This is a genomic window from Halospina sp. K52047b (genome assembly GCF_008709855.1).
In the GTDB taxonomy this organism is placed as follows: Bacteria; Pseudomonadota; Gammaproteobacteria; order Pseudomonadales; family Oleiphilaceae; genus Halospina; species Halospina utahensis_B.
Genome location: NZ_VYJH01000004.1, coordinates 69,377 through 94,217, shown reverse-complemented (window position 1 = coordinate 94,217; position 24,841 = coordinate 69,377). Strand labels below are relative to the sequence as shown.

Annotated in this window: 21 protein-coding genes; 5 read left to right on the top strand and 16 right to left on the bottom strand. The window is 64.8% G+C overall.

Annotated elements, in window-relative coordinates; all coding sequences use genetic code 11:
• The first annotated feature begins 29 nt into the window (after positions 1-29).
• Positions 30-1,472 carry a phospholipase D-like domain-containing protein gene (locus F3089_RS07135; protein ID WP_151440127.1) on the top strand — a complete coding sequence of 481 codons (1,443 nt, stop codon included), beginning with the start codon at positions 30-32 and terminating at the stop codon, positions 1,470-1,472.
• A gap of 102 nt (positions 1,473-1,574) precedes the next feature.
• A complete protein-coding gene (locus tag F3089_RS07130) occupies positions 1,575-2,048 on the top strand; it encodes a Spy/CpxP family protein refolding chaperone (RefSeq protein ID WP_151440126.1) in 474 nt (157 codons plus the stop codon).
• A gap of 60 nt (positions 2,049-2,108) precedes the next feature.
• On the opposite strand, the gene F3089_RS07125 is transcribed toward F3089_RS07130, so the two are convergent.
• Entirely contained in the window at positions 2,109-2,519 is a 411-nt protein-coding gene (locus tag F3089_RS07125) for a flavodoxin family protein (protein ID WP_151440306.1), read from the bottom strand.
• A 146-nt stretch (positions 2,520-2,665) separates the two neighbouring features.
• Between F3089_RS07125 and hemH the strand changes: the two genes are divergently transcribed.
• Positions 2,666-3,760 (top strand): ferrochelatase, encoded by a 1,095-nt coding sequence (hemH, locus tag F3089_RS07120; RefSeq protein WP_151440125.1) that lies wholly within the window; start codon positions 2,666-2,668, stop codon positions 3,758-3,760.
• Between the two features lie 6 nt (positions 3,761-3,766).
• Here hemH and F3089_RS07115 read toward each other — a convergent pair whose 3' ends face one another.
• The 5 genes from F3089_RS07115 to folE all read right to left on the bottom strand — a co-directional run bounded on the left by F3089_RS07115 (position 3,767) and on the right by folE (position 8,891).
• Positions 3,767-5,716, bottom strand: coding sequence for a VacB/RNase II family 3'-5' exoribonuclease (locus tag F3089_RS07115; protein WP_151440124.1), 1,950 nt, complete (start codon positions 5,714-5,716; stop codon positions 3,767-3,769).
• A gap of 29 nt (positions 5,717-5,745) precedes the next feature.
• Complete coding sequence (locus F3089_RS07110; RefSeq protein WP_151440123.1) at positions 5,746-6,270, bottom strand: DUF411 domain-containing protein; 525 nt, start codon at positions 6,268-6,270, stop codon at positions 5,746-5,748.
• Positions 6,271-6,275: 5 nt separating this feature from the next.
• Complete coding sequence (locus tag F3089_RS07105; RefSeq protein ID WP_151440122.1) at positions 6,276-7,862, bottom strand: putative bifunctional diguanylate cyclase/phosphodiesterase; 1,587 nt, start codon at positions 7,860-7,862, stop codon at positions 6,276-6,278.
• Positions 7,863-7,933: 71 nt separating this feature from the next.
• On the bottom strand, positions 7,934-8,308 hold the full coding sequence (gene folX / locus F3089_RS07100; protein WP_151440121.1) for a dihydroneopterin triphosphate 2'-epimerase: 375 nt from the start codon (positions 8,306-8,308) through the stop codon (positions 7,934-7,936).
• A gap of 16 nt (positions 8,309-8,324) precedes the next feature.
• Positions 8,325-8,891 (bottom strand): GTP cyclohydrolase I FolE, encoded by a 567-nt coding sequence (gene folE, locus F3089_RS07095; RefSeq protein ID WP_151440120.1) that lies wholly within the window; start codon positions 8,889-8,891, stop codon positions 8,325-8,327.
• Positions 8,892-9,123: 232 nt separating this feature from the next.
• Here folE and F3089_RS07090 point away from each other — a divergent pair, with 232 nt between their 5' ends.
• Both F3089_RS07090 and F3089_RS07085 read left to right on the top strand, forming a co-directional pair.
• Positions 9,124-10,023 (top strand): alpha/beta fold hydrolase, encoded by a 900-nt coding sequence (locus tag F3089_RS07090; protein WP_151440119.1) that lies wholly within the window; start codon positions 9,124-9,126, stop codon positions 10,021-10,023.
• An 8-nt stretch (positions 10,024-10,031) separates the two neighbouring features.
• Positions 10,032-11,114, top strand: coding sequence for a patatin-like phospholipase domain-containing protein (locus F3089_RS07085; protein ID WP_151440118.1), 1,083 nt, complete (start codon positions 10,032-10,034; stop codon positions 11,112-11,114).
• A gap of 3 nt (positions 11,115-11,117) precedes the next feature.
• On the opposite strand, the gene F3089_RS07080 is transcribed toward F3089_RS07085, so the two are convergent.
• The 10 genes from F3089_RS07080 to F3089_RS07005 all read right to left on the bottom strand — a co-directional run bounded on the left by F3089_RS07080 (position 11,118) and on the right by F3089_RS07005 (position 24,828).
• Positions 11,118-11,441 (bottom strand): chaperone modulator CbpM, encoded by a 324-nt coding sequence (locus F3089_RS07080; protein ID WP_151440117.1) that lies wholly within the window; start codon positions 11,439-11,441, stop codon positions 11,118-11,120.
• Between the two features lie 2 nt (positions 11,442-11,443).
• Positions 11,444-12,394 carry a DnaJ C-terminal domain-containing protein gene (locus tag F3089_RS07075; RefSeq protein ID WP_151440116.1) on the bottom strand — a complete coding sequence of 317 codons (951 nt, stop codon included), beginning with the start codon at positions 12,392-12,394 and terminating at the stop codon, positions 11,444-11,446.
• 73 nt (positions 12,395-12,467) lie between these two features.
• Complete coding sequence (locus F3089_RS07070) at positions 12,468-13,172, bottom strand: nitrogen regulation protein NR(II) (RefSeq protein ID WP_151440115.1); 705 nt, start codon at positions 13,170-13,172, stop codon at positions 12,468-12,470.
• A gap of 73 nt (positions 13,173-13,245) precedes the next feature.
• On the bottom strand, positions 13,246-14,052 hold the full coding sequence (locus tag F3089_RS07065; protein ID WP_151440114.1) for an iron chelate uptake ABC transporter family permease subunit: 807 nt from the start codon (positions 14,050-14,052) through the stop codon (positions 13,246-13,248).
• On the bottom strand, positions 14,049-14,783 hold the full coding sequence (znuC, locus tag F3089_RS07060; protein WP_151440113.1) for a zinc ABC transporter ATP-binding protein ZnuC: 735 nt from the start codon (positions 14,781-14,783) through the stop codon (positions 14,049-14,051). Before znuC ends, F3089_RS07065 begins: the two co-directional genes overlap by 4 nt.
• Positions 14,776-15,264, bottom strand: a complete 489-nt coding sequence (locus F3089_RS07055) for a Fur family transcriptional regulator (RefSeq protein WP_151440112.1) — start codon at positions 15,262-15,264, stop codon at positions 14,776-14,778. Before F3089_RS07055 ends, znuC begins: the two co-directional genes overlap by 8 nt.
• Before the next feature lie 38 nt (positions 15,265-15,302).
• On the bottom strand, positions 15,303-15,761 hold the full coding sequence (locus F3089_RS07050; protein ID WP_151440111.1) for a chemotaxis protein CheW: 459 nt from the start codon (positions 15,759-15,761) through the stop codon (positions 15,303-15,305).
• 22 nt (positions 15,762-15,783) lie between these two features.
• Complete coding sequence (locus F3089_RS07045; protein ID WP_151440110.1) at positions 15,784-16,824, bottom strand: chemotaxis protein CheB; 1,041 nt, start codon at positions 16,822-16,824, stop codon at positions 15,784-15,786.
• Positions 16,821-23,921 (bottom strand): Hpt domain-containing protein, encoded by a 7,101-nt coding sequence (locus F3089_RS15845; protein WP_192497296.1) that lies wholly within the window; start codon positions 23,919-23,921, stop codon positions 16,821-16,823. The genes F3089_RS07045 and F3089_RS15845 overlap by 4 nt, the downstream gene beginning before the upstream one ends.
• Positions 23,905-24,828: a CheR family methyltransferase gene (locus tag F3089_RS07005; RefSeq protein WP_353623142.1), complete on the bottom strand. Its 924-nt coding sequence runs from the start codon at positions 24,826-24,828 to the stop codon at positions 23,905-23,907. The genes F3089_RS15845 and F3089_RS07005 overlap by 17 nt, the downstream gene beginning before the upstream one ends.
• Positions 24,829-24,841: the final 13 nt, after the last annotated feature.

Genomic DNA, 24,841 nt, shown 5'->3' with positions numbered 1-24,841 from the left:
TTTGGCAGCCAGCGACATGGACACCCGTTATGCCTGAGGCGGACAGCAGCATCCTGGCTGGCCTCTTCGCGGTTTTCTACGTGAGCCTGGCTATTGCGGCCTCCGGGCATGCCATCCTCAAAAAGGAAGACAGCCGCGCGGCGGTGGCCTGGGTCGGCGTTATCTGGCTGGCGCCGCTGATGGGATCGCTCCTTTACCTGATGTTCGGCATCAACCGCATCCGGCGCAGGGCGGCCGAGCTGCGTGGCGAAATGCCCAGGGTGGATCAGGGATCGGCGGTGCGGGCCTATGTGCCCGAAGACATGGGCCGGGAGCTTCCCCGGGAGATGCAGGCGCTGGCCCGCCTGGCCGACCGGGTCTCACGCCAGCCCCTGCTCACCGGCAACCGTCTTACACCGCTGAGTAACGGAGACGAGGCCTATCCCCGCATGCTCGAGGCCATTGCCTGTGCCCGCCAGAGCATCACCCTGAGCACCTACATCTTCAGCAATGATGCCGTGGGCCGGGATTTTGCCCGCAGCCTGGGGCAGGCCGTGCGCCGGGGCGTGAGTGTGCGGGTTCTGGTGGACGCGGTGGGGCTGCGCTACTCCGTTCCCTCGATCATCCGGCACCTGCGCCGTGAGCGGGTGCCCTATGCCCGCTTCATGCCCACGCGCACACCGCTGGCCATGCCCTTCATGAACCTGCGCAACCACCGCAAGATGCTGGTGGTGGACGGCCTGCTCGGATTCAGCGGGGGTATGAACATCGCCGCCGGCAACTGTGTGGAGAGCCAGCCGCGCCATCCCATCCGGGATCTGCATTTCGCCATTGAAGGGCCGGTGGTCGCGGAGCTGCAGACCGTATTCGCCGAGGACTGGGCCTTCGCCTGCCGGGAACGGCTCAACGGCGAACGCTGGTTCCCCAAGCCCTATGCCCCGGGCTCCACCCTCAGCCGCGTTATTCCCGACGGGCCGGATGAAAACCTGGATACCCTGCGCCAGGTCATTGTCGGGGCCCTTTCAGTGGCGCGGCGCCATGTACGGGTCATGACGCCCTACTTCCTGCCTGATGCCACCGTCCAGGACGCGCTCAAGACGGCGGCGTTGCGCGGTGCCACCGTGGATGTGGTACTGCCGCTGCGCAACAACCTGCCGATGGTGGACTGGGCCTGCCGGGGGCAGCTCGAGGATCTGCTCCATTGGGGCGTGCGGGTCTGGTACAGCCCGGGCGATTTCGATCACAGCAAGCTGTTCACAGTGGACGGGCGCTGGAGCATGGTCGGTTCCGCCAACTGGGATCCGCGCAGCCTGCGCCTGAACTTTGAGTGCAACCTGGAATGCTACGACGCGCGCCTGGCTCGCTCGCTGGAACGGATGGTCGATCAGGTAACGGCCCGGGCCGAACCTCTTGAGCTGGCTGAGCTGCGCAATGCCTGGCTGCCAGTGCGCCTGCGCAACGGCATTGCTCGGCTGATGTCGCCCTATCTGTAAAAGTGTTAATGAATTCGTGGCCTTTGCGCGTGAAACACCCCCCGGAGTCGCGTTATGCTCGCGGGCTCATACATCATTAACACTATAACCGGAGTGTTCCCTATGAAGACCTTCCGACTCCTCGCCGCCGGCCTTGCCATGGCGTTTGCCTTCACCGCCGGCGCCCAGCAGATGGGTCAGCAGGGTGGTGACCAGGTGGATCAGCTGGCCCGCATGATCGATCTCACTGATGAGCAGCAGGAAGAGATCCGTGGCATCCTGGATGAGATGCAGGGTGATATCCAGGAGACCCAGAAGCAGATCCAGCAACTGCAGCAGAAGCTGGACGGCCGGGTTGGCCCGGACTATGACGAGGAAGCCATCCGGGCGGATGCCGAAAAGCTGGGTAATCTTACCGGTGAGATGACAGCGGAAAGCATTCTGCTCCAGTCCCGCGTGGAGTCGGTGTTCACCGAGGAACAGCGCAAAGAGCTGGAAAAGCAGATGCAGAAGCAGCGCCAGCAGATGCAGCGTATGCAGCAGCAGATGCGTCAGCAGCGTAGTCAGGGCCAAGGCCAGGGCCAGGGTCAGCAGTAAGACTGACGCGCGTGATGCGTACGGGTGGTTCCCCGGTCAGAACAGGCTGGGAACCACCCGTCAGAACATGCCGGCATCCAGTCCCGCTGCCAGGTAAAGGCCCAGTTCCTCACACTGGGTTATGAATTCCTCCCGGAATTCACCGTGGCAGAGCAATGGCTCCTGCACTGCCCGCCAGCGCAGCCCGGTGGTGATGGTATCGATGGCCTTCAGTGTTCCCGTTCCATCCTTCCCCGCCCGTACAAAACTGGCAAACGGCAGGGCCTGTGTCTGTTCCAGGCAGGGGTAATAGATCCGATCAAAAAAATCTTTTAGCGCCCCACTCATATATCCTAGATTCTCGGTGGTCCCGAGAATGATGGCGTCCGCTGCGAGCACATCGTCCGGACCCGCTTCCAGGGGCGGTATGTGCCGAGCCTCGACGTTTTCGATATCCTCATGACGAGCGCCCTTCAGTACGGCCTCGGCCATACGGGATGTATTGGGCGACGGGGTGTGGGCGACGATCAAAAGCTGCCTGGCAGTCACTGGGCCACCTCCTGCGGGGAACCAGTCCTTATGGTGGTGCGTATGAGACTCAAGTCAATCCATTCCAGCGCAACGGGGAATCCAAACCTATGAAATACCGTGGCATGAGTGAGCACTTCACCCACGACCAGCCGGCCAGGGTGGGCGTGCTCATCACCAACCTGGGCACGCCGGATGAACCCACCACGCCGGCGCTGCGCCGCTATCTGGATCAGTTCCTCTCGGATCCCCGCGTGATCGAGCTGCCGCGGCTTCTCTGGTGGCTGATCCTGCACGGCATTGTGCTGCGGACCCGCCCGAAGAAATCCGCTGAGGGCTATCGCAGCGTCTGGAGCGAGGACGGATCACCTTTGCTGGTGCACACGCGTGGCCAGGCCGAGGGGCTGAAGCAGCGCCTGCAGTTCCGCTACGGGCAGAACATCGAGGTGGCCTACGCCATGCGCTACGGCAATCCGTCGATCGAATCCGCGATTGAGGATCTGCAGCGCCGGGGTGTGCGCCAGCTCCTGGTTCTGCCGATGTACCCCCAGTACTCGGCTTCCACTACCGGGTCCACCTTCGATGCGCTGGCACAGGACTTCCAGCAGCGGCGCTGGCTGCCGGATCTGCGCTTCATCAGCCATTACCATGACTTTGAGCCCTACATCGAGGCAGTGGCGCGCAAGATCGAGCGCTACTGGGAAGACAATGGCCGGCCGGACATGCTGGTGCTGTCCTACCACGGCGTGCCCAAGCGCTACCTGCTCAACGGGGATCCCTATCACTGTGAATGCCACAAGACCACGCGGCTGCTGGCCAGGCGGCTGGGGCTGCGCGAGGGTGAGTACATGACCACCTTCCAGTCCCGCTTCGGCAACGAGGAGTGGCTCCAGCCCTATACGGACGAAACCATGAAGTCGCTGCCCGGCCAGGGCGTGAAGCGGGTCCATGTGGTCTGTCCCGGTTTCTCATCGGACTGTCTGGAGACCATCGAAGAGATTGATGAGGAGAACCGGGAGTACTTCATGGAGGCCGGAGGCGAGGATTTCCACTACATTCCGGCGTTGAACTCGGACGAGGATCACATCGACATGATCACCACCCTGGTGGAAAAGCATATCCAGGGCTGGACCCTTCCCGAGAACAACCCGGAGGAGCTGACGGCCAGCCGCGAGCGCGCCGAGGCACTCGGGGCTGACCAGTAGGGCGGGTCAGGCGTCGACCAGATCGAAGCGGATCTGGCGGCGCTCCTCATCCACCTCCCTGAAGCGCACCGTCACCGCCTGGTCCAGCCGGAAGCGGCGCTGGTCACTGGTGATGGTGTGGGTGACCGGGTCGAAACTGAACTTCTCGGGCAGATCCCGTGCGGCCACAAAGCCCACCAGGCCGGTTTCATCCAGCTTCACCTGGAAGCCCCCGGCGTTGACCTGGACGATGGTGCCCTGGTGCGCCGCGTCCCCCAGGCTGGGGGCGAACTGGCACTTGAGACTGTGCTCCATTTCGTTGACCGCCTGGCGCAGCTGCCACTGGGACTCCTGCAGGGCCTTGAGCACGGACTCATCCCATTCGGGTTTGCCAGCAAGACCCAGGTGGTGGCGGATCAGCCGGTGCACGAAGTAGTCGCTGTACTTGCGCAGAGGCGAGGTCATGGTGGTGTAGAGAGAAAGGCCCATGCCCTGGTGGGGCGCCGCCTGGGTGGCCATTTCGGCGCGTTCGAGCTGGCGCATGACGATGGCCTTCACCGGCAGCTCCGTCTCCAGTGCCGATGCCCGGCGTACGAGGCTGGTAAAGCCCTCCGGTGTGGTCGGGTCAACGTCCAGAAGCTCCGGGCAGTGCTGTTCCAAGAGCTGGCGGATGTTGTCCGCCTTTTCCTCACGCACGCCGGCATGGGTGATGAAGAGTCCATCCCCGCTGCGCTGCTGCAGGAAGTCCGCCGCACAGCGGTTGGCGGCGATCATGCATTCCTCGATCAGCCGGTGGGCGCTGGTCTGGTAGGCTTTCTGGATGCTGCGGATCTTGCGGTTCTCGTCCAGTCGGATGCGGTAGTCCGGCCGTTCCTCGTTGACCAGGGCGTTGGTCTCGCGCCACTGACGCAGGGCCTGACCCACGGATTTCAGCTGGTTCAGGCTCTCCAGGGTGGTGTCGTCCAGCGCCTGGGTCTCCTCGTCAGTCCGGTCCTCAAACAGGGCTGCGACGCTTTCGTACGCCAGCTTGGCGCGGGAGCGGATAGTGGCGGCGTACAGCTGATAATCGCCCATGTTGCCTTCGGCGTCCAGCTGCAGGTCACAGACCAGTGCCAGCCGGTCCCTGCCCGCCATGAGCGAGCCCAGGTCCTGGCTGATGGCCGAGGGCAGCATGGCCCGGGGCTGGCCGGGGAAGTAGGCGGAGCTGGCGCGCAGCCGTGCTTCCTGTTCCGTGGCTCCATCCTCCGGAAGCAGCGCCGCTGGGTCCGCAATGGCGATGCACAGGCGCCAGCCCCCTTCCGGGCGTGCCTGGGCCATGACGGCGTCGTCCATGTCCTGGGTGCTGGGGGCGTCGATGGTGACGAAGGGCAGATCCGTCAGATCCTCACGCCCGGATGTGGCCTGTTCAATGGCCGCCTCCGAGAGTGTGGCGATCTCTTCGTTCACCGCCTCTGGCCATTCGTCGCGCAGCTGGTATTTGGCCATGGCGTAGCCGCGCTCGATGCCCGGGTCCGACTCGTTACCGATGACACTCAACACCTCGGCCTGGGCGTTGCCGCTGCTGAACGGATGACGGGTGACCCGGGCATGGACGAAGTCGCCGTTCTTCGCCTCGTTGCGCTGTTTCGGGGGTACGAAGAACCAACGGCTCAGGCCGTTGATGTCCGGCGCCACAAAATGGCCCTTGCCCCGGACCACGTACTGGCCGATGAAGGTATCCAGTACCCGCTCATCGACGCTCTCAAGCTCCCCTGCCTGCTTGCCGCCGTTGCCCTGGGTGATCTGGATCTGGACGCGGTCGCCCAGCAGTACCTTCTGGGCTTCGTCCTTGGGCAGATAGATGTCGCGGCCGTCATCCAGGGTGACGAAACCGAAGCGTCCGGTGACGCGCTTGATGGTGCCTGCAAACAGCTCCTTGTCGGACTGGATGTCGGAACGGAGCTGCTGGAGCTGGTTCAGGGCGTCGCTGTTCAGCATTGAGAGAATAACCTGTCAGTATTGCGGAGTCAGAGGCTGGTCTGGGCGGGGTAGTGTTCAAAGACTTCCTGCTCACCGTTGTCCCGGAAAAGAATCACATCGAAGGCGTCCCGGCCACGGCCTTCCACCTCCATGCCCGGCGAGCCTACCGGCATACGCGGCACGCTGAGGCCGGCGGCTTCGGGTTGCTCCCGCAGAAGACGCTTCACGTCGGAGGCGGGGACATGGCCCTCAATGAGGTAGCCGTCGATGAAGGCGGTGTGGCAGCTTGCCAGTGAGCGTGGCAGCCCGGCTTCCTGTTTGACGCGGTTGATGTTGCTGACTTCCCGCTTTTCAGCCTGGAAACCGGCGTCGCGCATGTGATTGATCCAGTCGCCGCAGCAGCCGCAGGTGGGCGAGGCGAAGACGGTGAGGGTCTGCTCCGGGGCGGCGCTGTTGTTCGCCTGCTCCGCTGTGGCGGTTTCCTCCCGGGTGCCGGAAACCAGCTGGGTGGCGCCAAGGGCGACAGCGGCGATGGCGGCCAGGCTCAGTACAGTGATGATCAGGCGGCGCATGATGGTCAGGAGTACTCTGTTGTGTTGGCTCGGTTGAAACCGATGTGTTTCACCAGTTCATCCGCGGCCAGGGGCGGGCTGATCCGTTCACCCTGGGCGAAATCGCACCGGTGTGCGTTGACGAACGTCAGGTGCGCATCGGTATCGACACCCGTTGCGGTGACCTGCATGCCCAGATTGTGGGCCAGGTTGATGATCGCCCTGACGATGACACTGTCATTATGACGGCTGGTGACGCGCCGTACAAAGCCCGGCTCGATTTTAAGCTGATGCACCGGGAAGTCCCTGACCCAGGCGAGGGAGGCGGTGCCCTGTCCGAAGCCGTCGATACTGATGGGCAGGCCCAGCTCGCTCAGCGCCCGCAGCTGCTTTTCCCGCTGATGGCCGTTGCTGGCGAGACTGGCCTCGGCCAGCTCCATTTCCAGGGCTTCCGGGGCGATCTCACAGCGCCTCAGGGTCCCGGCGATATGCTCCACCAGGCCGCCGTCCTCAAGTTCCGGGCCGTACAGGTTGACCGCCACCGTCAGGTGGTGCGCCCCGCTCTCGCGCCAGCGCCGCAGCTGATCGCATACCAGCGTGATGGTGTGACGGGTGATGGCCGGTGTCAGGCCTGTTTCCAGTGCCGCTTCCATGAAGGATTCGGGCCCCAGGTCCCCCCGTTCAGGGTGCTCCCAGTACAGCTTGGCCTCCGCCGAAACCCATTGCCCTGTGGCCAGGTCCTGCTGTGGCTGATAGCGCAGATGGAAGCGCCTGTGCTCCAGGGCATCGTGCAGCCCCCAGTGCAGCTCCATACGCTCCCGGATCCGTTCGTGCAGGCGTTCGTTGTAGAACTGGTAGCGGGTGCCGGAAAGCGCCGCCGCCTGGTTGAGCGCTGCCTCGGCACTGGCGATCAGTGACTGGGCGTCGCCCACGTGATCCGGGAAGAGGGCGACACCAATGGAGGCGGACAGGTAGCGGTCCTCGTCATCCATTCGGATGGGACGCCGGAACAGATCCCGGATGCGGTCCAACAGGTGGATCAATGATTCCAGATCCGACAGCGGGTAGCAGCGCAGGTAGAAGTCGTCGCTGCTGGCCCGGCAGAACAGGTGGTTGCTGTCCTCCAGGGTGCGCAGGCGCTCGGCCACCGACATCAGCAGCTGGTCGCCGTAATCGTGGCCCATGGAGTTGTTGAGCGTCTGGAAGCTGTCCAGGTCAATCGCGATCACCGCGATCTTCTCACCGGACAGGCGTGCGCGCTGGACCGCGTAATCCAGGTCCTCCATGAAGAAGTGCCGATTGGCGAGGCCTGTCAGCGGGTCGTTGCTGGCAATGCGTTCGAGGTCAGCTACGGCACTCACCCGTCGGTCCGTTTCCTGACGCAGGGCGGCGCGGGTTTTTTCCAGCAGCTGGTTATGGCGCTGAAGGCCCTGTCCCAGTGCCAGCGCCAGGGTGCCCAGGGCCCCGCAGGTTAGGATCAGCGGTGGCCAGAACGGCCCCTGGTGCCAGGACAGTATGGTCCCGGCTGCAACCAGCGACAGGGTGGTGAGCCAGGCCAGCGTGAGCAGAATCGGCGGTCGGGTGTCAGCACTGAACAGCGAACGCAGTGACATCGGGGTCGGGCCTCAGGGCCGGAAGCGGTGGTTTCTCAGTGTAGGAAAGTGTGCACAAATGTCCACGGCCGCTATGAGCGCTGGCGGGACGCCCCCAGTGTAACCGACACCGAGTCCGAGAAACGCAGGGCATGGGGCTTGTCGATTTCCACCTCGGCCTCCAGAACAGCCTCGGGCTCCATGGCCAGGTCCAGGACCTCACGGGTCATCCGTTCCAGCAGTGCGAAGCTGTTGCCCTCGACATACGCAATGATGTTCTTGGTGATGGTGCGGTAGTTCAGCGCCGCCTCGATGTCGTTATTGCGGATGGCCTGGTCGGCGTCATACAGCAGTCGGATGTTGATCACTACGTCCTGACGGTTGTTGATCTCCTCCTCCTTGATACCGACGTAGGTGCGCAGGCGGAGATCCTTGATGCGGATGGTGGCGGTGCGTGCGTCGGTCATGGCGGCCCCGTGGCGGTCAGCTGCGTTTGAGCAGGGTCAGGAATTCCATGCGCGTGGCCTGGGATTCACGGAAGGTGCCCAGCATCACTGAGGTCTTCATGGTGGAGTTCTGCTTTTCCACCCCGCGCATCATCATGCACATGTGATGGGCCTCGATGACCACCGCCACACCCTTGGCACCGGTGACCTCCTGGATGGCCTCGGCGATCTGGCGTGTGAGCGATTCCTGGATCTGCAGCCGACGGGCGAACATATCCACGATGCGGGCACACTTGGAAAGCCCCAGGACCCGTCCGTTGGGCAGATAGGCCAGGTGGCACTTGCCCACAAAGGGCAGCAGGTGGTGCTCGCACAGGGAGTAGAGCTCGATGTCCTGGACCGCAACCATCTCATCATTGGAGGATTCAAAAATGGCACCGTTGACGATCGAATCCAGGTCCTGATGATAGCCATGGGTCAGGAATTCCATGGCCTTGGCGGCGCGTTCGGGGGTCTCAGCCAGGCCCTCGCGTTCCGGGTCCTCTCCCAGCCGCTGGATGATGTCCCGGTAATCGGCCGCCAGCCCCTCAGTGTTGTGCTCCATGGTGTGCTCCCGGGTTCAACCCATCGTTGATCAGCGATCCATTATGCCGTTCGCCCGAATCCCATCATAGATAGGTTCAATGGAGGACGGCGGACGGATTATCTCTTTTTCTCGGTTTACGACGCAATGAAGGCACTGGATGAGTGTTACAGGCTCGTTGCATATTGCACATTGCGATAGACTCAGCCGCCGGAAGACAGAATTGTCGCACAACAGACAGGGAGAGACCGTGATGGACCGGATCGAGGGGGAATCCCATGGACTGCAGCGCTGGCAGGAGGCCGGGTGCTGGTTCATGTACGGCGAGCATGCGGTCTTCAGCCGTATCGGCGGTCGGGGTGAGCTCCTGCTGCTGATCCACGGCTTTCCCACGGCCTCCTGGGACTGGCACCGATTGTGGCCGGCGCTGAGTGAGCACTACCGGCTGCTGGCGCCGGACATGCTGGGATTCGGGTTCTCGGACAAGCCCCAGGATCACGACTATTCCATCATTGAACAGGCGGACCTGATCCAGGGATGGCTGGAGCAGATGGGCGAGGAACGGGTGCATGTCATGGCGCACGACTACGGGGCGACCGTGACCCAGGAGCTGCTGGCGCGCCAACGCGAGGGCAGCCTGGGATTCCGCCTTGAGAGTGTCGCCCTGATGAATGCCGCGCTCTTCCCGGAGGTCCACCAGCCCATCCTGATCCAGAAACTGCTTCTGGGGCCGCTGGGCGGGCTGGTGAGCCGGGCGCTGACCCGACGGGTGTTTGAAAACAGTCTGGGGCGCATCTTCGGCGCGGCCACCCAGCCCACGGCACGGGATATCGAGGATTTCTGGCAGCTGCTGATCCACAACAACGGACGGGGCGTCATCCATCGCATCATCCACTATATGGAAGAGCGCCGGGTTCACCGGCACCGCTGGGTGGGTGCGCTCCAGGCCATCGATCAGCCGGCGCGGCTGATCTGGGGCGGGGCGGATCCGGTCTCCGGGGCCCCGATGCTGGCGCGTTACCGCGAGCTGGTCAGTGACCGCGGGATTGCACTGCTGGACGACATTGGTCACTATCCGCATTTCGAGGCGCCCGCGGAAACGCTCCAGCACTACCTGGCCTTCCGTCGCCGTATTGCACTGGGTAATGACTGACCGCGCTGATGACCGATTCCATACCGCCCCTGAGCATCCATGCCGGTGACCGCGCCCTGGCACGTATCCGTGAACGCGGACTCCATCCGGGGGATGTGGGCACCATTCCCGGCGCGGCGGGTGGCCCCAAGGCTCTGGGGCTGCTGGGGCTGGACCGGGTACTGTTCGGGGACTGGCTGGAACGGGCACCGCGAGAGCGCACTCTGATCGGCTCGTCCATTGGCAGCTGGCGTTTTGCCTGTGCCTGCACGCCGGAGCCGGTGGCCGCTCTGGAGCGCCTCGGGGAGCTCTACACCACCCAGCGCTTTCCGAGAGGGATAACCCCGGCGCAGGTTTCCGAGCAGTGCCGGGAGATGCTGCAGGCGCTGCTTGGCGGGCATGAGGCCACCATCCTTGAGCAGCAGCGTTACCGTCTGAACGTGATGGTGGCACGCTCGAAAGGGCTGGTGGCTTCGGACCGCAGGCCGCTGCTGATGGCCGGTCTGGCGCCGGTGGTGCTGGCGAATGCCATTCACCGGCCCTGGATCCGGCTGGGGTTTGAGCGGATGGTGATGCACGATGAGCGCGCCGAGCCCCCACTGGATGCCTTCAGCGACTTCCCCGGGCGTTATGAGGGACTGAACGCGGGCAACCTGCAGGCCGCGCTGCTGGCCTCAGCCTCGATTCCCTTCGTGATGAACGCCGTGGACACAATCCCTGGTGTTGCGGGCCACTCGTTCCGGGACGGCGGCCTGACCGATTACCATCTGGACCTTCCCTACGCCGGGGACGATCTTGTCCTCTATCCGCACTTTACCCAGCGGATCGTGCCGGGCTGGTTCGACAAGAGCCTCCCCTGGCGCAACGGGGATCCCGAGCGCCTGCGCAACCTGGTCCTGATCGCGCCCACACAGGCGTACCTGGAGGGGCTGCCGGATGGCAAGCTGCCGGACCGTCGGGATTTCCCGGCCTACCGGGACGATGACGCCACGCGCGAAGCTCACTGGCGCCGGGCCATGGCTGAAAGCCAGCGGCTGGGGGACTACTTCCTGGAGCTGGTGGACAACGACCGCGTGGCCCAGGTGGCGAGGCCACTGTCCGAACTGGGCTGAGGCTCAGTCGCGCGTCCGGTCCTTTTCCAGCTCATCCACCCGTCGGCGCAGCTCGCGGACCTCCTCAAGCAGGTCCAGTGACAGGGCCACGCCGGGCAGGTTGACGTCCAGATCCCGGCGCAGCCGTTCCGCTTTCTTGACCCTGACCAGATCCTCACCGGCAAAGATCCATTCCCGTGGGCTCCGGCCCTCGCGCGGCTGTACCACGCCGAACTCCACCAGCTCGATGACATACTCGGCGTTGACCTGGCAGTCATGGCAGAGATCGCGCAGTGTCAGCCGCATCAGCTCGTCCATCATCTCGGCTTGAGGCGTTCTGCTGCTCATGATCAGACTCCCAGGTGGTCGCGTGGGTTGAACGGCACTTCCTCGCCCAGCTCGCGGAAGAGGTCGCGGCTGCGCTCGGTCTGTTTCGGCGGCATGGCGATCTGGAGTACCACGTACTGGTCGCCGGCCGTCTTACCGGGCATGCCCTTGCCGCGCAGGCGCAGCTTTTTGCCTTCGCGCGTGCCTTCCGGAATGGTGAGCGTCGCTTTGCCGCCCATGGTGGGTACTGTAATGCGACCACCCAGTGCCGCCTCCCAGGGGGTCACGGGCACAGTCACATACAGATCGCCGCCCTCCAGCCTGAAGTGTGGATGGGGAGCGATCTGGATGTCCAGATAAAGATCCCCGTCCGGACCGCTGCCCATGCCGGGCCCGCCCTGGCCGCGCAGGCGTATGGTCTGGCCGTCGCGCACGCCGGCGGGTACCTTCACTTTCAGGGTGCGCTCGCGGCGCTGGACACCGCCGTCAGGCCCGGGTTCCGGCTGCTGCATGCGCAGGGACTTCTCACAGCCGTTGTAGGCCTCCTCCAGGAACAGCGACAGCTGGTGGTGGAGATCCTCGCCGCGCATGGCGAAGCCCTGGCCGCGCTGCTGCCGGAAGCCGCCTCCGGCGCCGCCGAAGATGGATTCAAAGAAGTCGCTGAAGTCCATGCTGTCCGCACCGGTGAACCCGCCGCGCGAGAAGCTGGCACCGGATTCCCAGTCGGGCGGCGGATCAAAGCCACCGTCCGCCGTCTGGCCATACTTTCGGAGCTGGTCGTACTCAGCGCGTTTCTCGTCGTCCTTCAGGACCTCGTAGGCCTCACTCACTTCCTTGAAGTGGTCCTCGGCGTCCGCTTCCTTGCTTACATCCGGATGGTACTTGCGCGCGAGCTTGCGGTAGGCGGACTTGATCTCGGACTTGGAGGCGTCCTCGTCCACGCCCAGTATCTTGTAGTAATCCTTGAATTCCATTGGCGAACCTCTGTTCAGAATCTGGCGCCGTGTTCAGGTCATCTCTGCTCACAGAGGTGGTGGCGAATCACTGCTATTCAATGGGGCCACGTGGTGAGCAGACCACACGGAAGCCCTGGCAGTGGGAAAGCGCGTCCACGATGGCGCAGATACGTACGTGCACGGACAGGGGCTCGCCCCCAGGCTCCGTGAGCCAGGTGTCCAGGGTGGTGTGGCGGGCCTCGCGACGGCTGGTTTCCAGGGCTTCATCAAGACGCTCGTGTTCGGATTCCGGAAGGAGAGAGGCAAAGCATTCGCCCGCCAGAGTGGAGGGGGTATGCCCCAGCCAGCTTTCAACCTGGGGCGAGACATAGCCGATGGTCCGGGCATCATCCAGCTCCAGGGCAATACCGGTGCCCAGGCGGATGAAGTCACGGGTCCGTTGTTCACTGTCTGAAAGCGCCCGGCTCATTACTTCCTTTTCGAGGCGTTTGTTCTCAAGGGCGCGGCTGTCGCGCTGGCGCAGCCGTTCCAGGCGCACCTCGCGGCGGATCATGAGTCGGTGGGCACGCACGAGCTGCCAGGTGACCAGGGCCATACCAACGCTCAGAAGGACACCGCACAGCAGAAGGAGGCCCGGGAAGACCGGGTCGTCGCCGGTGGTGGCTGCACGGGCCAGTGCCTGGCGGGTCTCGGACCACAGCAGCAGGCTCAGAGCCAGCCCCACACCCAGAACGATCGGGGGCAGTGCCCGGTACCAGCCCGGCTGATCGGTATCGGGTACGCTTTCCGGTTCCATCGTCCTGGCTCCCCCGCTGTCTGCCTTGTTTCACTGTAGCGCAGTGGTGTGCGCAGACCAAGCGGTGGGTGTCTCAGGCCGGCGCGCGAGCCCGCACGAGCCAGAGGAGAAGGAAGAAACCGAAAGCGGCCACCACTACCGAGGGGCCGGCTGGGGTGTCCACGTGCCAGGACAGGGTCATGCCTGCCACCACCGAACCCATGCCCAGCAGGGAGGCGATCACCGCCATGCGCTCGGGGGTGGCGGCCAGCGGCCGGGCGGCGGCTGCGGGTATGATCAGCAGAGCGGTGATCAGCAGAACCCCCACGATCTTCATGGCGGTGGCGATCACCAGCGACAGCATCAGCATCAGCGCCAGCCGCAGCAGACCGGTGCGGTGGCCCTCCACTGTCGCCAGTTCCTCGTGGATGGTGATCATCAGCAGGCCGCGCCAGAGCCAGACCGTGAGCATCAGGATGAAGGCGCCGCCGAGGGCGATCCAGAGCAGGTCCCGCTGGTTGATGGCGAGCAGATCCCCGAACAGGTAACCGGTCAGGTCGATGCTGAAATCCTGCATCATCCCCAGCACCACAAGCCCGATGGCCAGGGAGCTGTGGGAAAGGATGCCCAGAAGGGTGTCGCTTGCCAGTGACTGCTGGCGTGAGAGCAGCATCAGGATCACTGCCAGCAGTACACACACCAGGACGATGCTCAGGTTGAGATTGGCCTGGAAGGCGGTGCCCAGCGCGATGCCCAGAAGGGCGGAGTGCGCCAGTGTGTCCCCGAAATAGGCCATGCGCCGCCAGACCACGAAGCAGCCCAGGGGCCCGGCGACCATTGCCACCATCAGGCCGCCCGCCATGGCGCGCCAGAAGAAGTCGTTCAGGATAAGGTCGATCATGGCACGGTCTCTCCGTGCACGTCATGGCTGTGGTTATGGTGGTGATGGTAGACCGCCAGGGTGTTGGCCAGGTTTTCGCCGAACAGCTGGGTGAAGGCCGGATCCTGAGAGATCTGTTCCGGCTGGCCGCGGCAGCAGATGTGACCGTTCAGGCACAGCACCGTGTCCGTCGAGGCCATGACCACGTGCAGGTCATGGGAGACGGTCAGTACCGCGCAGTTGAGCTCATCGCGCAGGGAGCGGATCAGCTCGTAGAGCGCGGACTGGCCGTTAACGTCCAGCCCCTGGGCCGGTTCGTCCAGCACCAGCAGCTGGGGGCGGCGCAGTATGGCCCGCGCCAGCAGTACCCGCTGGAACTCGCCGCCGGAGAGGTGATGCACGGACTCGTCTGCCAGCTGGGCCACGCCGGTGCGCGCCAGGGCCGCCTCAATGGCGCTGGGGTCGCCGCCGGCGAGCCCGAGGAAGCGGCCCACCGTCAGCGGCAGGGTAGGCTGGAGGGTCATGCGCTGGGGCACGTAACCCACCCGGGTACCCGCGCGCTGGCGCACATGGCCGGAGCTGGGCTTCTCGATGCCCAGGATCAGCTTGATCAGGCTGGTCTTGCCAGCGCCATTGGGGCCGATGACGGTGACTATGTCCCCTTCGCTCATGCTGAAGGTCAGGTCGTGCAGGACATGGGTTTCGCCATAGCGCAGGCCGGCGTCCTCCAGTGATACCACGGGTTCAGTCATGGCCGTCTTCCTCCCGACAGGCGGGACAGAGCCCGGTCACTTCGGCCACTGTCTCCTCATTCAGGAACCCCTGGCTCCGGGCCTCACTGTCGATGGCCTTCTGTATGCCGGATGCCTCAATCTCCAGCACGTTGTGGCACTGGCGGCAGATCAGGAAGCAGCCGGTATGGCGATGGTCCGGCTGGTTACAGCCCACAAAGGCATTGAGCGAGGCGATCCGGTGAACCAGGCCCATCTGCAGCAGGAAGTCCAGAGTGCGGTAGACGGTGGGTGGTGCCGACCGGCGGCCTTCCCCGTTGAGGATATCGAGAATGTCATAGGCCCCAAGGGGCCGGTGGGACTGCCACACCAGTTCCAGTACCTGTTCCCGCAGCCGTGTCAGGCGTGCGCCTTTCTCGGCGCAGATACGTCGGGCGTCGCTGAGGGCCTGGCTGACGCAGGCCTCATGGTCGTGGGAGCGGTAGGGCAGTGGATGCGTCATATGTTACAGGGTAACACTGGCTCCACAGGGACGGAACCTCAGCCGGCGGCGCGCTGGGCCAGGTCCTCGAGCACCGACATGTCCGGAATCACACAGTGCTCCCCCTCGAAAACGACCTCCATCAGGGTCGCGTCGCCGGCTGCTTCGGGCTCCCGGCGCAGCTCCTCGGGGCTGACCTTGGCCTGGCGGGGGATGCCCCGGGTGGCCATGGCCATGAAGGGCATGGCCTCATGGTGTTCGGTGATGGTGTTGAGCACCAGTATACGCCCGCGCCGACCCTCGGGCGGGAAGGGGTCGCCGCCGTTGGCTGCCTCCCAGGACAGCACCGGCAGACTCACGCCCCGCCACTGGAGCCGGCCGAGCACCCATTCCTGGTCCTCGTCCGCCGGGTCGGGCTCGTAGTCCACGATCTCGGCGATGGAGACGTTGGGCAGAAGCAGGGTGGTGTCCTGGACCGGGATCAGCACGCAGGACAGTTGTTCGGGGTTCTCCGCCATGATGGGTTCCTTGCAGGTCGAATCAGGCTGAATGGCATCGGGAGCGGCCCGTCAGCAGGGTCTGTTCCTCGAGCACGCGCAGAAGCCGTGCCGCCAGCTCGCGTGGATCGCCCTGGAAATCCACCGTGCCGGTGGCCTGGACGGATTCCGGCATGGCCGGGCTGGCGCAGGTATCCGGGCGCTGGACCCAGACGTGACCGCCCGCCTGGTTGAGGGCGGGCGCGGCCAGAGCGCCGTCGTTGCCCATACCGCTGAAGATGATGCTGTGACAGTGGCCGCCGTGCACCCGGGCGATGTGGGTCATCACCTGGTCGATGGAGGGGCCGTAGGGGCCGGACCAGGACTCCTCGTGTAGCTGGATCCGGGCGTCCCCGTCCAGCCAGAGCGCCTGTTCCACGGGCACTTGCAGGATCTCACCGCAGCGCAGCGTGCGGTCCTGTTCGGCATTGACCAGATGCCATTCCGAGTCGCGGGTCAGCACCCGGCTGAGCACGCTGCTGAAATGGGCATCGATGTGCTGGGCGTAGACGAAGGCGATGGGCAGACGCCCGGGCAGGGCATCGAGGAAGGCCTTCACTGCCGCGGGGCCACCCAGTGAGGCGCCCAGAACCCAGAGCTCCCGGGCCGGTTCGTCCTCTCCCACAGGTTCCAGCCAGTTGGGCATGGGCAGGCGTTCCCGGGTTTCCGGCTGCGCGGCCAGTGCATCCAGGCTGCCTTCATTCTCAAGAGCCTCCAGGCGGCCCAGCTGGTCCTCCAGCTTGGCGAACAGGCGCCGCTCCCAGCGCACGTATTCCTGGCGACCCGGCTCCGGGGCCGCGCCCGGGCCGAACAGCAGGGGGCGCTCGTCCTCCGCCAGCAGCGCCTCGATCAGCTCCGGATATTCCTCCTCATCGGTGAGTTCCACCAGGCAGAGATCCGACTCGGGGGCCGGGTCCAGGGCGGCAAAACGCTCCGGGTCGCCGATGAACGCGACGGGCAGGCCGTGCCGGTCCAGCGCCTGCTGCAGCCGGTGGCGCTGGAGCACGTCGTCGGCGATGACGATCACGCCCCTGCCCGTGCTCATTGCTCCGCTCCGACGCTGGCATGCTCCATGATGGTGTCCAGCAGCTCCTGCTCCTGGAACGGCTTGCCGAGGTAATGGTTGACGCCAATGGCCTCGGCCCGCTCCCGGTGCTTATCGCCGGTCCGGGACGTGATCATGATGATGGGCACGTCGCTGAGCTTACTGTCATGCCGGATGAAGCTGGCCACTTCAAAGCCATCCATACGCGGCATCTCGATGTCCAGCAGGACAATATCCGGGCGCCGGTCCTGGAGCTGGCCGACGGCGTCCAGCCCGTCCTTGGCCAGCAGCACCTCCATACCGTGGCGTTCCAGCAGCCGCGAGGTGACCTTGCGGACCGTGACCGAGTCGTCCACCACCATGACCTGTGTGGCGCGCTGTTCACGCGGCGTCTCGCCGGTCTCGACATGGGCCAGCATGCGCTGGCGCTGGGCCAGGATGTCGCCACGGATCATGGCCGGCAGGTCGAGAATCACCACAACGTTACCATCACCAAGGATAGTGGCACCGGAGACGCCGCGAACGCTGCCGAACTGTGGCCCCAGGGATTTGACCACGATCTCGCGGCTGCCCATCAGGCTGTCCACCTGCAGGGCCATGGGCTGGTCGGCGCCACGCACCAGCATCACGGGCAGCGGCAGGGCCTGACCCTGGAGCTTCGGCTGGCTCTCGGAATTGAGCAGGGCGCCCAGGTACTGCAGGCGGTACTGTTGGCCGGCGTACTCGTACATGGGGGCGTTGGGCTGGTAATACTCCTCCAGCTCATAGGTGGAGACCCGCACAATGCCTTCGATGGTGTTCAGCGGGATGGCGTAGTAGTCGTCGCCGATGGTGACCATCAACGCCCGGTTCACGGACACCGTGAACGGCAGCCGCACCGTGAAGATGGTGCCTTCGCCCAGGGTGGAGTCGATGTCCAGGCTGCCGCCGAGCTGCTTGATTTCGCTGGCGACCACGTCCATGCCCACGCCACGCCCGGAGATCTGGGTGACGGAGGCAGCGGTGGAGAAGCCCGGCTGCAGGATGAACTGCAGGATCTCGTGATCGGTCAGGTCCTCGCCGCTTTCCAGCAGTCCCTGCTTGATGGCCTTCTGGCGGACCTTTTCCGTGTCGATCCCGCCGCCGTCGTCCCTGAGGCGCAGGACCACTTCGCCGCCTTCGCGGCTGAGGTCCAGGCGCACGTTGCCGGTGGCGGGCTTGCCGGCCTGTTCGCGTTCGCCGGCATCCTCGATGCCGTGGTCGATGGCGTTGCGCAGCATGTGCTCCAGTGGTGCCACCATGCGGTCCAGTACCGTCCGGTCCAGTTCGCCCTCGGCGTTGTTCACCTCGAAGTGGGCCTTCTTGCCGGTCTCGCCGGAGATCTGGCGCACGATTCGGCGCAGGCGCGGCACCATCGAGGAGAACGGCACCATGCGCGTCTTCATGAGCCCTTCCTGGAGCTCGGTGTTGGTGCGTTGCTGCTGCAGCAGCAGCGTCTCGGCATCACGCACCTTGTCGCTCATGGTCTCGCGCAGGTCGGCAAGGTCCGAGGCGGATTCCGACAGGGCCCGTGACAGCTGCTGGATGGCCGAGTAGCGGTCCATTTCCAGCGGGTCGAAGTCCTGGTCGTAGTCCGGACCGAATTCCTGTTCGGCGCGGTGCAGGATCTGGGCTTCGGTCTCGATCTCCATCCGGCGCAGCTGCTCGCGCAGGCGGTCGGTGGTGGCCGCCATTTCGTCCAGGGTATGGCTGAAGTCGCTGATCTGCTGCTCCAGCCGACCGCGGGTGATACTGGTCTCACCGGCGAGGTTGACCATCTCGTCCATGAGCTGGGCATTGACCCGCAGGGTCTCCTGGGCGCTGCGGGCCAGTTCGGCCCGGCGCTGGTCCCGGGCCTGCTGCTGGGGCTGGGTCTCCTGGCCCGCGGGACTCGGTTCCGGGGTGGTCTGTGCCTCGGGCTGCGCGGGCTCTTGCGGTGACTCAGCGGTTTCCGCGGGTGCTTCCGGCTCCTGTGCCTGCGGGGCCTCGGTTGCCGCCCCGGACGGTTCCTCCCCCGTATCCCCCTGCCAGGTGCGGCGGACCTGTTCCACGCGGCTGATGATCTCGTCGTGGAGGCCGTGGATTTCCTCCCACTGGGCTTCCGAGGGCTGATTGCCCTCGGATTCAATGCGCGAGAGCAGGCTCTCGAAACGGTGGGCCTTTTCACCCAGAGTGGTCAGCTCGGCCAGCCGGGCGCCGCCCTTGATGGTGTGAAGGGCGCGCTGCGCTTCCTGGCTGTGGGCGGCTTCATCGCCGTCCTCGGCTCTCTGCCAGGCGGCCAGGGTGTGATCCAGGGTGTCCACCAGCTCGCCGGCTTCCTCCAGGAAGATCTCGAGGACTTCCGGATCCACGTTGCTGGGGTCGTCTTCCGCCTCGTCGCCCGCTGTCGCCTCGCCGGCTTCCGCCCCGGTCGCATCGGCCGCGAGTGACTCACCGGCCTCGACCCGGTCGAGCATTCCGCCCAGCCGGGTCAGGCTCTGCTGGCTGAAGCTCAGGGCCTGGTGGCTGTCGCCGGCGCCTTCGATGACGCTGTCGAGGGTGCTTTCCCAGGTATCCGCGAGCTCGGCAATGGGTTCGAGTTCGGACAGGCGGGCACCGCCCTTGAGGGTGTGGAGCTCTTCGCGCATCCGCGCCATGGGCTCACCCTGTTCGGGGTCGCCTTCCCAGTCCCGGACGGCCTGCTCCAGGGCATTCTCAATCTCGCGGGCTTCGTCCAGGAAGAGAACACTGAGTTCATTTTCGGGCGCGCTTGTGGGCTCTGCTTCGGGTTCGGCGGCGGTTTCCGCTGCCGATGCCTGCTCCGATGTTTCGGGCTCGGGCTCTTTGGCTTCGGTCTCTGCTGCCGGGGTGGCCGTTTCGCCCCGCATCAGGGCGTGCACCCTTTCGGTCAGCTCATCCGCCGGTTCACAGGGTTGGAAGGCACTGGTCTGATCCACCATCCGCGCCAGTGCGTCATGGCAGGCGAGCAGGGTTTCGCCAGTGGCTTCGCCCAGCGCCAGTCGCCCTTCGGCCACGCGCTCGAACAGGTCCTCCAGCGAGTGCGACAGGTCCGCAATGGGCGCGATCTCCGCCATACGGGCGCCACCCTTGAGGGTATGCAACTCACGCTGGAGCGTTTTGGCCAGCTCGGTGTTGTCCGGTTCGGAAATGTACTGGTGCAGCGCCTCCCCGGTGCTGTCGATCAGTTCATGGGCTTCCTCGAGGAAGATTTCCGCCAGTTCCGGGTCGATGTCCGCGCTGGCCTCCCCGCCACTGGCGGTCTCACCCTGTTCTACAGGCTCAGGCTCAGGCTCAGGCTCAGGCTCAGGCTCAGGCTCAGGCTCAGGCTCAGGTGCCGGTTCCGCTTCGATGTCTTCGTTCAGGGCTTCGTCCATGGACGCCAGATCCCCGCCAAAGCGTTCCTCGAAGACCTGTTGTTCGGCGTCAGTGCGGGCCTGACGCAGGTCTGCCGCCTGTTCGTTGAGGCGGGTCACGAGCCCGGCCGGGGATTCGGTGGCAAGCCCCGCGGCCAGCTGGTCCATGAGGTTGATCATGGCCTCGTGGGCTTCCCGCAGCAGCGGTGTCAGCTGGTCCACGGGCAGATCCGTGGTTTCGATGACTTCCTCGTAGAGGTGCTGCAGGGCCCCGGCGAGTTCACTGACGTGCTGCACCTGGGCGCGGTCGGCACTGGCACTGAGCGTGGCCAGGCTGTCGATCAGGGCCTGCAGGGGCGCTTCGCCCGTATTGCCCTCCAGCCACTGCTCAAGGGTCTGGTCGGCGTCGAGCAGCTGTTCAATGCCTTCATTGAGGAAGATGCTGATCAGGCTGTTGTCGCCGGCCGCCCCGGTCTCGGGCGAGGTGGTGCCGGCCGGGGGCGCCTCGTCGGGGTAACGTGCCTGGTGCAGCTCCCGCAGGTCGGTGAGGAACGCATCCGTTCCGTCGAGCGGGGTCAGGGGATCGCTGGTCAGGCGATCGAGCCCCGCCTGCACAAAGTCGCGCACCCGCTGGATGAGGCTGATCACATCGGCGTCGGCCCGGTCGCCCGCGGCCCGGGCCCGTTTGACGAACTTCTCCATGGGCGCGGTGACCCGGGCGATGGGCTCAATGCCGGCGGTGTGTGCGCTGCCCTTGAGGGTGTGCAGCGCGCGCGACAGGTTATCGGTGTAGTCGGCTGTTTCCTGGTCTTCGGCGTCCGCCAGGAAGGTGTCCAGCGCCTCCAGGTGGCTGTCGGCCTCGGAACGGAAGATGTCCATGAGCATCGGGTCGAGCTCGGGCTCTTCGACGTCTGCTGGCTCTTCGGCCGGGGCTTCGGGAGCCGGGGCTTCGGGCTCGGCTTCCGGCATGGGTTCGGCGTCCAGAACCTCACCACGTGCCAGGGCATTGGCGCGCTCCCCAAGCCGTGTGGTGTCAATGGAGGGTGCGCGCTGTTGCCGGAAGTCTTCCACCAGAGTGGGGATGGCATCGGTCACCTCCTGCAGCACCGATGCCATGTCATCGCTCATGAAGAGGGTGCCGTCCAGGACGCGGTTGAGAGCGTTCTCCACCGCCCAGGCCAGTTCGCCGATGCGTTCCGCCTCGACCATGCGTCCGCTGCCCTTGAGGGTATGGAAGGCGCGGCGGACTTCGGTGAGGGCGCTGGTGTTCTCGTAGCTTTCCAGCAGCCGAGGCAGGTATTCATGGATGGTTTCCAGGACTTCCTCTGCCTCCTCGATGAAGATATCGAGGATCTCCTGGTCCACCAGCGGCTCGTCGGCGGTTGCCGCCTCTGTTTCCGGTGCCGGCGCTGCGCTGGCTTCAGGCTGTGGCTCCGTGTCTGTTTCCCTGTCTTCTGGCTCTGGCTCTGGCTCTGGCTCTGGCTCTGGCTCTGGCTCCTCGCGAACGGCGTGCTCCGCGTCCGTGTCCTCGGGCTCTTCGGCGTTGCGGGTATCCGCGAGGCCGTGTGCCTCGTTCATCAGGTCGTCCACATCGCCGGTGGCCTCACCGTCACGGAAGGACTGGATCAGACCGGGGAGTCGTTCGATCACCCGGTCGAGCAGGCTCATAATGCGCTCACCGGGCTGGATGGAGCGGTCCAGAACGCGGTTCAGCAGGTTCTCGACCGACCAGGCAAGCTCGCCGATGCTGGTTGCTCCCACGAGGCGGCCGCTGCCTTTGAGGGTATGGAAGGCGCGGCGCACTTCGCTGAGTGCCTGATGGTTCTCGTAGTCAGCCCGGAAGGTCGGGTAATGCTGCTGGATGGCCTCCAGAACTTCATCGGCCTCTTCCACAAAGATCTCAAGGATGTCGTCATCCAGCAGTTCGGAATCGCGCTCCTTGGGCGGCTCCGCGGTGGCGGCGGCAGGGCTGTCGGCGGGCGCCGCTTCGGTGGCTTCATCGGCTTCCGGTTCGGGGGCGGTGCGGGTCGGTTCGCGTCCGGGTGGGAACCCGAGACTTTCCAGGCGTTCCTCGGCCATGGCCAGGATGGCATCGTTGTCGTCGATGCCGTCCATCAGCCTTTCCAGGTGATATTCGATGCTGGTGATGGCGTCCGCGAGGGTATCGAGCTGTTCCCAGTTGGGAGTCCAGACGCCGTCAATCAGCACGTCCTGGATGAAACGCTCGCAGGCCCCCAGGGCGGTGGCGGTGCGTTCCAGCGGAATCAGGTGCAGGCTGCCGCGGATGCTGTAGAGCAGTTCCGGCACGCCACTGATGGCTTCGGTATTCCACTGGGATGCGATGAAGTTGACCACACCGGTCTTCACCTGCTCCAGCGCGTTGCGGGATTCGCGCAGTACGGCGCCGCCGGCTTCGGTGGCCTGGATGCCGGTGATGCGGTGATCGGTACCGTGCCCGACATCGGACGGTTGTTGGCTCTCGCCTTCAGAGAGGCCGGAGATCGCGGCTTCCACATAGAGCAGTGCCCCGGCGATGTCCATCAGTGTGCCGTCGTCCACGGCATCCGCACTGGCTGACAGTTGCTCGATCCGTTCGATCTGGTCGTTGATGACCCGCTGGCTGGTGCCCTGTCGCAGCATGGCGAGGGTGTTGGCCACCTGGCGCAGCCCGGGTAGAAGTTCCGCGAGATCGGCGTTGCTGCGCTCGTGGGCACGCACGAACAGGTCAAGCCGGTCCTTGATGGTGTTGAGTTCCTCGGTAAGCACTTCCACCACCGAGGTCATGGCCGCCCGCGCCGGCGCCTGGCTCTGGCCGTGGTCGCCGGTGTCGTCCGGGAGCGCTTCCCGCAGGCGGTAGCGTTCCACCATGGTGCTGACGCGCTCGCTCTCGCAGTCCACGCCACGGGCAACGTAATAAAGCAGGTTCTTGAGGGTATCCTCGGGAACGGACTGGCTGAGGATGGTGTCGCTTTCGCTGATCAGCCGCTCCAGCTCGCCATCGAGATCGCTGATCAGTGCCAGGGTGGCTGCGCCCATGGGGTTGTGGCCGGATTTCAGGGTATCAACAAGGGCGCCCGCGGCCTGCCAGATCTCACCCTGTGGGGTTCTCTGGCAGAGTTTGATCAACCGGGTGATGACCTTGTCGAGATAGTCCAGGTGGGTGTCCACATCCTCGCCCCGCTCCAGGCCGGCACGGGCGAACTGGAACATCTGCTGGAGCTTGCGCACCTTGTCGAGCACACCGGAGGCGGTTAGGCGCTGGTTGACCTGGGCCGGTGCCTGAAAACGTGCCGGGCTCAGATCCGGGTTGAACAGGGCGCTGGCGGAGAGGAAGGTCTCGCCGCGTGCGGCCCGCAGGTCATTGAGCAGCGGCAGCAGCCGCAGTGGCACATCCTCGCTGCGGGAGTGCAGGGTACTGAGGTAATCCGGCAGCTGCAGGATGCTCTGCATCAGGCTGCCGATGGCCGTGTCGCTGTCCCCGGGTTCATGGTTGAGCAGGGCTTCGGCCAGGGCTTCCATCTCCGCCGCGACCAGGCTGGCGCCCTCGAGCTGGACCATCCGGAGTGTTCCGTGAACCTGGTGCAGGTGGTTCAGGCAGAACCGGAGCTGGGCCAGATCCTCGCGGTTCTCGGCAAAGGCTTCCAGCGCATGCTGGCTCTGTCTGAGCGTTTCCTGGATTTCGCCCCTCACCCAATGGAGGGAAAGGCTGTCATCGTGCTGGGCCATGATCACTCCGGTTGCCATTCTGGGGGTCCGATCGCTGCCAGGCGAGGACCTTACGTGCTGCCACAGGGGTCAGCTCCGGGTGCTGCCAGTCTGTCAGTTCGCCCTGCCCGAGAATCAGCAGTCCGCCCGGGGCGAGCAGATCGGCCAGTCGGTTGGCGATGTCCCGCCGCCGCCAGCGGCGGAAGTAGATCAGTACATTCTGGCAGAAAATGATGTCCATGCCGTGCATGGGCGCGTGTCGCAGTTCAAGAATATTGAGCTGGGAGAAGCTGACGCGCTTCCTGAGCTCCGGAATCACGGAGACACTGTTGTCTGTAAGGGTCTCGAAATAGTGTGACTGCCAGTAAGGGGCCGTGCCCGCCAGCCGACGCGGTCCGTATACACCGTGGCGGGCTTTATCCAGTGCCACCAGGCTGATGTCGGTGCCAGTAACGCCGAAATAGCGGCGTCCTGCTGCCTCGCTGGCCGCCTTATGCAGGATCATGGCCAGGGTGTAGGCTTCCTCGCCGGTGGCGCAGCCCAGGCTCCAGGCCTCCAGTGTTCTGCAGTTGGGCTCCCGATAGCGCTCGCGGGCATAATCGGCTACCAGTTCAAACGCATCCGCGTCGCGGAAAAAGCGGGTTTCCTGAACGGTCAGCCGGTCCACCAGGGTCGCCCATTCGGCGATGGCCCCGGGTCCGTACATGACCTTCTCGTAGTAGGCCTGATAGCTGGGAAAACCGAGTTCCCGGAGGCGGGTGCCCACATTGGCTTCCAGGAAGGAGCGCCGCTCCGGGGTCAGCGTCATGCCGGTACGCGATTCAAGCAGGTCCCGCCATTGCTCGAACTGGGCATCATCCATAGCCATTCCCGGCGCGAAGCCGGGCATGGCCATTGTGGATGGGTTGTCGTTTTCAGCATTGACCATGGTACGCCCGCAC

Excerpts from the sequence above, each read along its gene's own strand:
- F3089_RS07135 (WP_151440127.1), top strand. The coding sequence starts at position 30 with ATGCCTGAGGCGGACAGCAGCATCCTGGCTGGCCTCTTCGCGGTTTTC.
- F3089_RS07130 (WP_151440126.1), top strand. The coding sequence starts at position 1,575 with ATGAAGACCTTCCGACTCCTCGCCGCCGGCCTTGCCATGGCGTTTGCC.
- F3089_RS07125 (WP_151440306.1), bottom strand. The coding sequence starts at position 2,519 with ATGGCCGAGGCCGTACTGAAGGGCGCTCGTCATGAGGATATCGAAAAC.
- hemH (WP_151440125.1), top strand. The coding sequence starts at position 2,666 with ATGAAATACCGTGGCATGAGTGAGCACTTCACCCACGACCAGCCGGCC.
- F3089_RS07115 (WP_151440124.1), bottom strand. The coding sequence starts at position 5,716 with ATGCTGAACAGCGACGCCCTGAACCAGCTCCAGCAGCTCCGTTCCGAC.
- F3089_RS07110 (WP_151440123.1), bottom strand. The coding sequence starts at position 6,270 with ATGCGCCGCCTGATCATCACTGTACTGAGCCTGGCCGCCATCGCCGCT.
- F3089_RS07105 (WP_151440122.1), bottom strand. The coding sequence starts at position 7,862 with ATGTCACTGCGTTCGCTGTTCAGTGCTGACACCCGACCGCCGATTCTG.
- folX (WP_151440121.1), bottom strand. The coding sequence starts at position 8,308 with ATGACCGACGCACGCACCGCCACCATCCGCATCAAGGATCTCCGCCTG.
- folE (WP_151440120.1), bottom strand. The coding sequence starts at position 8,891 with ATGGAGCACAACACTGAGGGGCTGGCGGCCGATTACCGGGACATCATC.
- F3089_RS07090 (WP_151440119.1), top strand. The coding sequence starts at position 9,124 with ATGGACCGGATCGAGGGGGAATCCCATGGACTGCAGCGCTGGCAGGAG.
- F3089_RS07085 (WP_151440118.1), top strand. The coding sequence starts at position 10,032 with ATGACCGATTCCATACCGCCCCTGAGCATCCATGCCGGTGACCGCGCC.
- F3089_RS07080 (WP_151440117.1), bottom strand. The coding sequence starts at position 11,441 with ATGAGCAGCAGAACGCCTCAAGCCGAGATGATGGACGAGCTGATGCGG.
- F3089_RS07075 (WP_151440116.1), bottom strand. The coding sequence starts at position 12,394 with ATGGAATTCAAGGATTACTACAAGATACTGGGCGTGGACGAGGACGCC.
- F3089_RS07070 (WP_151440115.1), bottom strand. The coding sequence starts at position 13,172 with ATGGAACCGGAAAGCGTACCCGATACCGATCAGCCGGGCTGGTACCGG.
- F3089_RS07065 (WP_151440114.1), bottom strand. The coding sequence starts at position 14,052 with ATGATCGACCTTATCCTGAACGACTTCTTCTGGCGCGCCATGGCGGGC.
- znuC (WP_151440113.1), bottom strand. The coding sequence starts at position 14,783 with ATGACTGAACCCGTGGTATCACTGGAGGACGCCGGCCTGCGCTATGGC.
- F3089_RS07055 (WP_151440112.1), bottom strand. The coding sequence starts at position 15,264 with ATGACGCATCCACTGCCCTACCGCTCCCACGACCATGAGGCCTGCGTC.
- F3089_RS07050 (WP_151440111.1), bottom strand. The coding sequence starts at position 15,761 with ATGGCGGAGAACCCCGAACAACTGTCCTGCGTGCTGATCCCGGTCCAG.
- F3089_RS07045 (WP_151440110.1), bottom strand. The coding sequence starts at position 16,824 with ATGAGCACGGGCAGGGGCGTGATCGTCATCGCCGACGACGTGCTCCAG.
- F3089_RS15845 (WP_192497296.1), bottom strand. The coding sequence starts at position 23,921 with ATGGCCCAGCACGATGACAGCCTTTCCCTCCATTGGGTGAGGGGCGAA.
- F3089_RS07005 (WP_353623142.1), bottom strand. The coding sequence starts at position 24,828 with ATGGTCAATGCTGAAAACGACAACCCATCCACAATGGCCATGCCCGGC.